Consider the following 9,353-nt stretch of genomic DNA (forward strand, 5'->3'; position numbering starts at 1 on the left):
GAGGCGTGGAGGTCTTGCGTCAGCCCTGGCGCTGCTTGTGGCGCAGGTTGTCGCAGATGACCATGACCCGGCCGTGGCGGCGGATCACCTTGCACTTGTCGCAGATCTTCTTGACGCTCGGCTTGACCTTCATGGGATGTGAGGTTCTCCGGGTCAGGCCACCACTCCGCACCGGGCGGAGTGAGGGCGAGATCTACTTGTAGCGGTAGACGATCCGCCCGCGCGTCAGGTCGTAGGGAGACAGCTCCACCACGACACGGTCGTCGGGAAGGATACGGATGTAGTGCATCCGCATCTTGCCGCTGATGTGCGCGAGGACCTGGTGCCCGTTCTGGAGCTCCACCTTGAACATCGCGTTCGGGAGAGACTCGACGACGGTGCCCTCGATCTCGATGGCCCCTTGTTTTTTGGCCATGCTTGAGCGCTTCACCTTCCGGGATCGGCTACCTGGGTCAGTCCGTGGGTGCGCGCATGCACACATGGACCGACGCACCAGTTTACGGCACGGCTACGGGAAAGACGAATCGGGGATGTATGCCCATCGTGGGGGGTCTTTATGCGGGCAGACCGGACCTCGTCCGGCCCGTGGCCCGGTTCACCGGCCCACCGCAGGGAGGCGGTGGTGCGGCCGGGGACGCACGCTCCGTGCGCCCCTCCCCGGGGCCCGGGGAGGGCCGGCGGGCCCGGTCAGTCCAGCGGATCAGGGGCGGTGGTGACGCCGTACTCCGCCAGCTTCGCCCGGCCACCGTCCGGCGCCGTCAGCACCAGCGGGCCCTGCTCGGTCAGCGCGACGGAGTGCTCCCAGTGGCAGGACCAGCTGCCGTCGTCCGTCTTGACCGTCCACTCGTCCTCGAGGACATGGGTCCTGGCCGTGCCCAGGCTGACCATCGGCTCGATCGCCAGGCACATGCCCGGCACCAGCTTCGGACCCCGGCCGCGCCGGCGCTCGACGTAGTTCAGCAGGTGCGGGTCCATGTGCATCTGGCTGCCGATGCCGTGGCCGCCGTAGTCCTCGATGATCCCGTAGCGGCCGGAGGCCGGACGGGGCTGGCGGCGGATGTAGCCCTCGATCGCCCTGGAGATGTCCACCAGCCGGTTGCCCCTGCGCATCGCCGCGATGCCGGCCCACATCGACTCCTCGGTGACCCTGCTCAGCTCGTGCACCTCGGGCGCGTGGCCCTCGCCGACGAAGACGGTGATCGCCGCGTCCCCGTGCCAGCCGTCGACGATCGCGCCCGCGTCGATGGAGACGATGTCGCCCGACTCCAGCACCGTCTCCCGGTCGGGGATGCCGTGGACGACGACATCGTTCACCGAGGTGCAGATGTTGCCGGGGAAGCCGCCGTAACCGAGGAAGTTCGGCTTGGCGCCGTGGTCGGCGAGCACCTTGGCGGCGACCTCGTCCAGGTCCTTGGTGGTCGCGCCCGGCACCGCGGCCCTGCGGCAGGCCGCGTGCATCGCGGCGACGACCAGCCCGGCCGCGCGCATCTTCGCGATCTGCTCGGGGGTCTTGATCTCCACCATGACGGCTGACGCCTTCCAGCTCGCGGTTGTCTGTGGCACGTCCGGCCCGGCGCACTGCCACCGGGCCCGTTCACTACACGATACGGCCGCGGCGCCCGGCCCGGGCACCGCGGCCTCCTCACTGTTCTCCGCGGGGTCAGGCCCCGGACTGCTCCACCGTGTGGCCGAGCGCCTCCATCGCGCGCCGGGTGACCTCGGGCACCTTGCCGAGCGCCGAGATCGTCACCACCAGGCCCTGGGCCTTGTAGTAGTCGATGATCGGCTCGGTCTCGGTGTGGTAGACCTCCAGGCGCTTGCGGACGGTGTCCTCGCGGTCGTCCTCGCGCTGGTAGAGCTCGCCGCCGCAGGCGTCGCAGACGCCCTCGGTCTTCGGGGGGGTGTACACGACGTGGAAGATGTGGCCGCTGTCGTTGCGGCACATCCGCCGTCCCGCGATCCGCTTGACGACCTCGTCCTCGGGGACCTCCAGGTCCAGCACCGCGTTCAGCCGGGTGCCGGACTCGCGCAGGATGCCGTCCAGGGCCTCGGCCTGGCCGATGTTCCTGGGGAAGCCGTCGAGCAGGAAACCGTCGGCCGCGTCGGGCTGCGCCATCCGGTCCCGGGCCATGCCGATGGTGACCTCGTCGGGTACGAGCCTGCCGGACCGCATGTACTCCTGCGCCTTCTGCCCGAGCTGGGTGCCCTGGCTGATGTTGGCGCGGAAGAGGTCGCCCGTGGAAATGTGCGGAATGGACAGGTTCTCGGCCAGGTACGCGGCCTGCGTGCCCTTGCCCGCGCCAGGCGGTCCGACGAGGACGATTCGCATCAGCGGAGGAACCCTTCGTAATGGCGCTGCTGAAGCTGGCTCTCGATCTGCTTCACGGTCTCCAGACCGACACCCACGATGATCAGGATGCTGGTCCCGCCGAACGGGAAGTTCTGATTCGCGTTGAACAACACCAGCGCGACGGTGGGCACCAGGGCGATCAGACCCAGGTACAGCGAACCCGGCCACGTGATGCGGTTCAGCACGTAGCTCAGGTACTCCGCGGTGGGACGTCCGGCCCGGATGCCCGGGATGAAACCACCATACTTCTTCATGTTGTCGGCAACTTCTTCGGGGTTGAAGGAGATGGCGACGTAGAAGAAGGCGAAGAACACGATCAGCACGAAGTACGTGATGATGTAGTACGGGTGGTCACCCGTGACGAGGTGCCGGTTGATCCAGTCGGCCCAGCCCGCCTGCGACCCGCTGAACTGAACGATCAGCGCCGGGATGTAGAGCAGGGAGGAGGCGAAGATGACGGGGATCACACCCGCCTGGTTCACCTTCAGGGGGATGTAGGTGGAGGTACCGCCGTAGGAACGACGCCCGATCATCCGCTTGGCGTACTGCACGGGGATGCGGCGCTGCGCCTGCTCGACGAAGACCACCAGGGCGACCATCGCCAGACCCGCGAGGATCACCACGCCGAACTCGATCCAGCCGTCCGCCAGGTGGCCCTGCACCTTGATGGCCCACAGCAGACCCGGGAAGCCGGCGGCGATCGAGACGAACATCAGGATCGACATGCCGTTGCCGATACCGCGGTCGGTGATCAGCTCACCCAGCCACATGATCAGCGCGGTGCCGGCGGTCATGACGATCACCATGGTGATCGTGGTGAAGATCGAGTCGTCCGGGATGATCTGGTCGCGGACGGTGCACTGCGCGAAGAGGCTGCCGCTGCGGGCAGTCGCCACCAGGCCGGTGGCCTGGAGCACGCCGAGCGCCACCGTCAGGTAACGGGTGTACTGTGTGATCTTCGCCTGGCCGGACTGCCCCTCCTTCTTGAGGGCCTCCAGCCGCGGGATCACCACCACCAGCAACTGCAGGATGATACTCGCCGTGATGTACGGCATGATCCCGAGCGCGAAGATGGTCAGCTGCAGCAGCGCGCCACCACTGAACATGTTGACCAGGCCGAAGAGGCCGGCGCCGGCGCCCTCGGCCTCTTTCACACACTGGTTGACGTTCTCGAAGCTGACACCCGGGACGGGGATGTGGGCCCCGAGGCGGAAGAGCACCATGATGCCAAGGGTGAACAGCAGCTTCTTGCGCAGGTCGGGCGTCTTGAACGCCCGGGCGAACGCGGTGAGCACGGTGCCTCCTGCGCCCCCCGCGTCACACGCGAGAGGTTACGGTCGTGAGGATCAACGGATAAAACGGTTCAGATTCCACAGGAGCGACCCTGTGGAGGTCAATAACGCACGCCACCTTACCGGCGACCATGCCCCCCTTGGAACGGCCAACCGGGGACGCCCGTTCCTGGGCGCCCCCGGTTGCTCACCTCACCGTGCTCAGACGAGCTCGGTGACGGTGCCTCCGGCAGCGGTGATCTTCTCCTTGGCGGAGCCGGAGACCTTGTCCACGGTCACCTGCAGCGCCACGGAGATCTCTCCGTTGCCCAGCACCTTCACGAGCTGGTTCTTGCGAACCGCACCCTTGGCGACCAGGCTCTCGACGGTGACCTCTCCACCCTCGGGGTACAGGTCCGCCAGCTTGTCCAGGTTCACCACCTGGTACTCGGTACGGAAGGGGTTCTTGAAGCCCCGGAGCTTGGGCAGCCGCATGTGCAGCGGCATCTGCCCACCCTCGAAGCGCTCCGGAACCTGGTAGCGGGCCTTGGTGCCCTTGGTGCCACGACCGGCGGTCTTGCCCTTGGACGCCTCACCACGACCGACACGGGTCTTGGCGGTCTTGGCGCCCGGGGCGGGCCGGAGGTTGTGGACCTTCAGCGGCTTCTGCTCCGCCATGTCAGTCGACCTCCTCGACCGTCACGAGGTGGCGGACGGTCTGCACCATGCCGCGGATCTCGGGACGGTCCTCCTTGACGACCGAGTCGTTCACTCGCCTGAGGCCGAGGGAACGCAGGGTGTCGCGGTGGTTCTGCTTGCTGCCGATGTAGGACTTGGTCTGGGTGACCTTCAGGCGTGCCATCAGGCGCTCACCCCAGCCCGGGCCCGCAGCAGAGCGGCGGGCGCAACGTCCTCCAGCGGCAGGCCGCGGCGGGCGGCGATCTCCTCGGGGCGCTGCAGGCCCCGCAGAGCGGCCACCGTGGCGTGCACGATGTTGATCGGGTTCGACGAGCCGAGGGACTTGCTCAGCACGTCGTGGATGCCCGCGCACTCCAGCACGGCGCGCACCGGGCCACCGGCGATCACACCGGTACCGGGCGAGGCCGGCTTGAGCAGCACGACGCCCGCGGCCTCCTCACCCTGGATCGGGTGGGGGATGGTGCCCTGGATACGGGGGACCTTGAAGAAGTGCTTCTTGGCCTCCTCCACACCCTTGGCGATGGCGGCCGGCACCTCCTTGGCCTTGCCGTAACCGACACCCACGGTGCCGTCACCGTCGCCCACCACGACCAGCGCGGTGAAGCTGAAGCGACGACCACCCTTCACGACCTTGGCGACGCGGTTGATCGCGACGACCCGCTCGACGTACGCGGTCTTCTCGGCGGCCGCGCCACCGTCCCGCCGGTCCCGTCGGTCCCGCCGCTCGCCGCCACCGGCGCCGCCACCGCGGCGCTGGGGTCCAGCCATTGGAATTACCTCTCTCTATGCGTCCGCTTGCGTGGGGACCGGCTCAGAACCTGAGCCCGGCCTCGCGGGCGGCGTCGGCCAGGGCGGCGATCCGCCCGGCGTACTTGTTGCCGCCGCGGTCGAACACGACGGCCTCGATGCCCGCGGCCTTGGCGCGCTCGGCGACCAGGGAACCGACCTGCTTGGCCAGGGCGGTCTTGTCGCCCTCACCGCCGCGGATCGAGCTGTCCAGCGTCGACGCCGAGGCCAGCGTGTGGCCCGCGATGTCGTCGATGACCTGGGCCACCATGTGGCGGTTGGAGCGCGTCACCACCAGGCGCGGACGCTCGGGGGTGCCCGACACCTTCTTGCGGACGCGGATGTGGCGCCGCTTGACAGCGGCGGCCTTGCGCGCGCTGCCCTTCGCGATCTTCACACCGTATGCCATGGCTTACTTACCAGCCTTTCCGACCTTGCGGCGGATGACCTCGCCCGCGTACTTCACGCCCTTGGCCTTGTACGGGTCGGGCTTGCGCAGCTTGCGGATGTTCGCGGCGACCTCGCCGACCTTCTGCTTGTCGATGCCCTCGACGCTCAGCTTGGTCGGGGACTCCACCTTGAAGGAGATGCCCTCGGGAGCCTTCACCGTGATCGGGTGGCTGTAACCCAGGGAGAACTCCAGGTCGGAGCCCTTCGCCTGAACGCGGTAACCGACACCGCTGATCTCGAGCTGCTTGGTGTACCCCTGGGTCACGCCAGTGATCATGTTCGCCACCAGCGTGCGGGACAGACCGTGCAGGGCCTTGTTCCGGCTCTCGTCGTTCGGGCGGGTGACGTTGATGACGCCGTCCTCACCCTTGGCGACCTCGATGGGCGCGGCGACGGTGTGCGAAAGGTTGCCCTTGGGCCCCTTCACGCTGACCGTCCGGCCATCGATGGTGACGTCCACACCGGCGGGAACCTGGATGGGGAGCTTGCCGATACGCGACATGAGCTTTACCTCCGTTCCCTTCCGTTACCAGACGTAGGCGAGGACTTCCCCACCCACGCCCTTCTTCTGAGCCTGCTTGTCGGTGAGGAGCCCGTGGGACGTGGAGATGATCGCCACGCCCAGGCCGCCGAGCACCTTCGGCAGGTTGGTGGACTTTGCGTAGACCCGCAGACCCGGCTTGCTGATCCGCTTGATGCCGGCGATCGAACGTTCGCGGTTCGGACCGAACTTGAGCTCCAGGACGAGGTTCTTGCCCACCGGGGCGTCCTCGACCTTCCAGCCGGTGATGTAGCCCTCCTGCTGGAGGATCTCCGCGATGTGCGACTTGATCTTGCTGTGCGGCATCACGACGCTGTCGTGGTAAGCCGAGTTCGCGTTTCGCAGACGCGTCAGCATGTCTGCGATCGGATCGGTCATGGTCATGTGATGGCCTTCGGCCTCTCTCGCCGGGGTTTCCTGTCTGCTCCGTCCCTCTCCCCGTACGCGGGACGCGACGGGACGGGTGCGGTGCGGGGACCTACGGCGTAGTAAGACGGTCATGGGCGGCGAGCGCCCAGCCCACAAGCCTAGGGCACGCGGGGAGGGCGTTCGCCGGCCAGGATGCTCTTACCGAGAGTCCCTGGAGTCCGCTCGCGCGGACTTACCAGGAGCTCTTGGTGACGCCCGGCAGCTCGCCGCGGTGGGCCATCTCACGAAGGCACACACGGCACAGGCCGAACTTGCGGTAGACGGAGTGGGGCCGGCCGCAGCGCTGGCACCGCGTGTACGCGCGGACCGCGAACTTCGGCTTGCGGGCGGCCTTGGCAATCAGAGCCTTCTTCGCCACGGCTCACGCCTCCTTGAAGGGGAATCCGAGGTGACGCAGCAGGGCGCGACCCTCCTCGTCGGTGTTCGCCGTGGTGACCACGGTGATGTCCATGCCTCGGACCCGGTCGATCTTGTCCTGGTCGATCTCGTGGAACATGACCTGCTCCGTGAGACCGAAGGTGTAGTTGCCCCTGCCGTCGAACTGCTTCGGCGACAGACCGCGGAAGTCGCGGATGCGCGGCAGCGCGAGCGACAGCAGGCGGTCCAGGAACTCCCACATCCGGTCGCCCCGCAGCGTGACGTGGGCACCGATCGGCTGGCCCTCGCGCAGCTTGAACTGCGCGATGGACTTCCGGGCCTTGGTCACGGCCGGCTTCTGGCCGGTGATCGTGGCGAGGTCGCGGATGGCGCCCTCGATCAGCTTGGAGTCGCGGGCGGCCTCGCCCACACCCATGTTGACCACGATCTTGGTGAGACCGGGGGTCTGCATGACGTTCTCGTACTTGAATTCGTCACGCAGCTTGCCCGCGATCTCCTCGCGGTAGCGCGTCTTCAGACGCGGCTGCACGTTCGTGGCGGTAGTCATCAGATGTCCTCACCGGTCCGCTTGGCAACGCGGATCTTGTTGCCGTCCTCGTCGAAGCGGTAACCGACGCGGGTGACGACCTTGTTGCCGTCCTTCTCCACGACGAGCTGGACGTTGCTCACGTGGATCGGGGCCTCGGTCGTCACGATGCCGCCGGTCTTCGAACCGCGAGCGGTCTGGCCGGCCTTGGTGTGCTTCTTGACCCGGTTGACACCCTCGACCAGAACACGGTCCTCGCGGGGGTAGGCCTCGATGACCTTGCCCTGCTTGCCCCTGTCCTTGCCGGTGATGACCTGGACCAGGTCGCCCTTCTTGATCTTCATCGGTTACAGCACCTCCGGCGCGAGCGAGATGATCTTCATGAACTTCTTCTCGCGCAGCTCACGGCCGACGGGGCCGAAGATACGGGTGCCGCGGGGGTCGCCGTCGTTCTTGAGGATGACGGCGGCGTTCTCGTCGAAGCGGATGTACGAGCCGTCGGGGCGGCGGCGCTCCTTGACGGTGCGCACGACGACGGCCTTGACGACGTCGCCCTTCTTCACGTTGCCACCGGGGATCGCGTCCTTGACGGTGGCGACGATGACGTCCCCGATACCCGCGTAGCGGCGGCCGGAGCCACCGAGAACACGGATGCAAAGGATCTCCTTCGCGCCCGTGTTGTCGGCGACACGCAGCCGCGACTCCTGCTGGATCACGTCTATCTCCTGATCGTCTGCCGGTTCCCGGCGGGTGCGCGCTCACCGCGCACCACCGCCACCTCGCGGCCCGAGCCTGGCGGAACTCGTCCCGAGAAGGGATCTCGGGAATTACTTGGCCTTCTCGAGGATCTCGACGACGCGCCAGCGCTTCGTCGCGGACAGCGGCCGGGTCTCCATCAGGAGGACGCGGTCGCCGACACCCGCGGCGTTCTGCTCGTCGTGCGCCTTGAGCTTGTTCGTACGGCGGATGACCTTGCCGTACAGGGCGTGCTTGACGCGGTCCTCGACGGCGACGACAACGGTCTTGTCCATCTTGTCGCTGACGACCAGACCCTCACGGGTCTTGCGGAAGCCGCGGTTCTGCTCTGCAGTCTCAGTCACATTCGTCTCGCTCATCAGGCGCTCTCCACCGTCTCGATGCCGAGCTCACGCTCACGCATCAGGGTGTAGATCCGGGCGATGTCCTTGCGGACGGCCTTCAGCCGGCCGTTGTTCTCCAGCTGTCCGGTCGCCGCCTGGAAACGGAGCTTGAAAAGCTCCTCCTTGGCCTCGCGCAGCTTCACGACGAGCTCGTCGTCGCTGAGCTCGCGCAGCTCGCTCGCCTTGGTACCGGCCGCCATCACGACTCACCTGCCTCGCGCCGCACGATCCGGCACTTCATCGGAAGCTTGTGAGCAGCGCGGGTGAGCGCCTCACGAGCAATCTTCTCGTTCGGGTAGGACAGCTCGAACATCACCCGACCGGGCTTGACGTTCGCGACCCACCACTCCGGCGAACCCTTACCGGAACCCATGCGGGTCTCGGCGGGCTTCTTGGTCAGCGGACGGTCCGGGTAGATGTTGATCCACACCTTGCCGCCACGCTTGATGTGACGGGTCATGGAGATACGAGCTGCCTCGATCTGCCGGTTCGTCACGTAGGCAGCGGTCACGGCCTGGATGCCGTACTCGCCGAAAGCAACCTCGGTGCCGCCCTTGGCCATGCCCTTGCGCTTCGGGTGGTGCTGCTTGCGGTGCTTGACCCTGCGGGGGATCAGCATGACGGTCAGGCCTCCTTCCCGGCAGAGCCGGTGCTCTCGGCGGCCGGAGCGGCAGCGGTGCCCTCGGCGGCCTTGGGCGCCTCGGTCCGCTCCTGCTGCGGCTTGCGGCCGCGGCCACCGCGCTCGCCACCGCGGCGCGGGCGGTCGCTGCCGCCACGCGACGGG

At 67.3% G+C, this 9,353-nt stretch carries 18 protein-coding genes; all 18 read right to left on the reverse strand.

Features of this window, described 5'->3' with window-relative positions:
* Nucleotides 1-19: 19 nt before the first annotated feature.
* Nucleotides 20-133, reverse strand: coding sequence for a 50S ribosomal protein L36 (gene rpmJ, locus LJ221_RS11055; protein WP_003956441.1), 114 nt, complete (start codon nucleotides 131-133; stop codon nucleotides 20-22).
* Between the two features lie 60 nt (nucleotides 134-193).
* Nucleotides 194-415, reverse strand: coding sequence for a translation initiation factor IF-1 (gene infA / locus LJ221_RS11060; protein WP_003948620.1), 222 nt, complete (start codon nucleotides 413-415; stop codon nucleotides 194-196).
* 272 nt (nucleotides 416-687) lie between these two features.
* Complete coding sequence (map, locus tag LJ221_RS11065; protein WP_241715845.1) at nucleotides 688-1,524, reverse strand: type I methionyl aminopeptidase; 837 nt, start codon at nucleotides 1,522-1,524, stop codon at nucleotides 688-690.
* A 136-nt stretch (nucleotides 1,525-1,660) separates the two neighbouring features.
* Nucleotides 1,661-2,329: an adenylate kinase gene (locus tag LJ221_RS11070; protein ID WP_241715846.1), complete on the reverse strand. Its 669-nt coding sequence runs from the start codon at nucleotides 2,327-2,329 to the stop codon at nucleotides 1,661-1,663.
* Nucleotides 2,329-3,645 carry a preprotein translocase subunit SecY gene (gene secY, locus LJ221_RS11075; RefSeq protein ID WP_241715848.1) on the reverse strand — a complete coding sequence of 439 codons (1,317 nt, stop codon included), beginning with the start codon at nucleotides 3,643-3,645 and terminating at the stop codon, nucleotides 2,329-2,331. Before secY ends, LJ221_RS11070 begins: the two co-directional genes overlap by 1 nt.
* Before the next feature lie 198 nt (nucleotides 3,646-3,843).
* Entirely contained in the window at nucleotides 3,844-4,299 is a 456-nt protein-coding gene (gene rplO, locus LJ221_RS11080) for a 50S ribosomal protein L15 (RefSeq protein ID WP_241715850.1), read from the reverse strand.
* Between the two features lies 1 nt (nucleotide 4,300).
* A complete protein-coding gene (gene rpmD / locus LJ221_RS11085; RefSeq protein ID WP_093660623.1) occupies nucleotides 4,301-4,483 on the reverse strand; it encodes a 50S ribosomal protein L30 in 183 nt (60 codons plus the stop codon).
* On the reverse strand, nucleotides 4,483-5,088 hold the full coding sequence (gene rpsE, locus LJ221_RS11090; protein ID WP_093660621.1) for a 30S ribosomal protein S5: 606 nt from the start codon (nucleotides 5,086-5,088) through the stop codon (nucleotides 4,483-4,485). The genes rpmD and rpsE overlap by 1 nt, the downstream gene beginning before the upstream one ends.
* 43 nt (nucleotides 5,089-5,131) lie before the next feature.
* Nucleotides 5,132-5,515, reverse strand: coding sequence for a 50S ribosomal protein L18 (gene rplR / locus LJ221_RS11095; protein WP_093851449.1), 384 nt, complete (start codon nucleotides 5,513-5,515; stop codon nucleotides 5,132-5,134).
* 3 nt (nucleotides 5,516-5,518) lie between these two features.
* Nucleotides 5,519-6,058 carry a 50S ribosomal protein L6 gene (gene rplF, locus LJ221_RS11100; RefSeq protein ID WP_241715852.1) on the reverse strand — a complete coding sequence of 180 codons (540 nt, stop codon included), beginning with the start codon at nucleotides 6,056-6,058 and terminating at the stop codon, nucleotides 5,519-5,521.
* 24 nt (nucleotides 6,059-6,082) lie between these two features.
* A complete protein-coding gene (rpsH, locus tag LJ221_RS11105; RefSeq protein WP_241715854.1) occupies nucleotides 6,083-6,481 on the reverse strand; it encodes a 30S ribosomal protein S8 in 399 nt (132 codons plus the stop codon).
* Between the two features lie 217 nt (nucleotides 6,482-6,698).
* On the reverse strand, nucleotides 6,699-6,884 hold the full coding sequence (locus LJ221_RS11110; protein ID WP_004571834.1) for a type Z 30S ribosomal protein S14: 186 nt from the start codon (nucleotides 6,882-6,884) through the stop codon (nucleotides 6,699-6,701).
* 3 nt (nucleotides 6,885-6,887) lie between these two features.
* Entirely contained in the window at nucleotides 6,888-7,451 is a 564-nt protein-coding gene (gene rplE / locus LJ221_RS11115) for a 50S ribosomal protein L5 (protein WP_093851452.1), read from the reverse strand.
* Nucleotides 7,451-7,774 (reverse strand): 50S ribosomal protein L24, encoded by a 324-nt coding sequence (gene rplX / locus LJ221_RS11120; protein WP_093851453.1) that lies wholly within the window; start codon nucleotides 7,772-7,774, stop codon nucleotides 7,451-7,453. The genes rplE and rplX overlap by 1 nt, the downstream gene beginning before the upstream one ends.
* A 3-nt stretch (nucleotides 7,775-7,777) precedes the next feature.
* Nucleotides 7,778-8,146 (reverse strand): 50S ribosomal protein L14, encoded by a 369-nt coding sequence (gene rplN, locus LJ221_RS11125; RefSeq protein ID WP_055718836.1) that lies wholly within the window; start codon nucleotides 8,144-8,146, stop codon nucleotides 7,778-7,780.
* A gap of 111 nt (nucleotides 8,147-8,257) precedes the next feature.
* Complete coding sequence (gene rpsQ / locus LJ221_RS11130; protein ID WP_093660607.1) at nucleotides 8,258-8,545, reverse strand: 30S ribosomal protein S17; 288 nt, start codon at nucleotides 8,543-8,545, stop codon at nucleotides 8,258-8,260.
* Entirely contained in the window at nucleotides 8,545-8,769 is a 225-nt protein-coding gene (gene rpmC, locus LJ221_RS11135; protein ID WP_155071592.1) for a 50S ribosomal protein L29, read from the reverse strand. Before rpmC ends, rpsQ begins: the two co-directional genes overlap by 1 nt.
* On the reverse strand, nucleotides 8,769-9,188 hold the full coding sequence (gene rplP / locus LJ221_RS11140; RefSeq protein ID WP_093660605.1) for a 50S ribosomal protein L16: 420 nt from the start codon (nucleotides 9,186-9,188) through the stop codon (nucleotides 8,769-8,771). Before rplP ends, rpmC begins: the two co-directional genes overlap by 1 nt.
* Between the last annotated feature and the right edge of the window lie 165 nt (nucleotides 9,189-9,353).

The organism is Streptomyces sp. CNQ085, assembly GCF_022614595.1.
Taxonomy (GTDB): domain Bacteria; phylum Actinomycetota; class Actinomycetes; order Streptomycetales; family Streptomycetaceae; genus Streptomyces.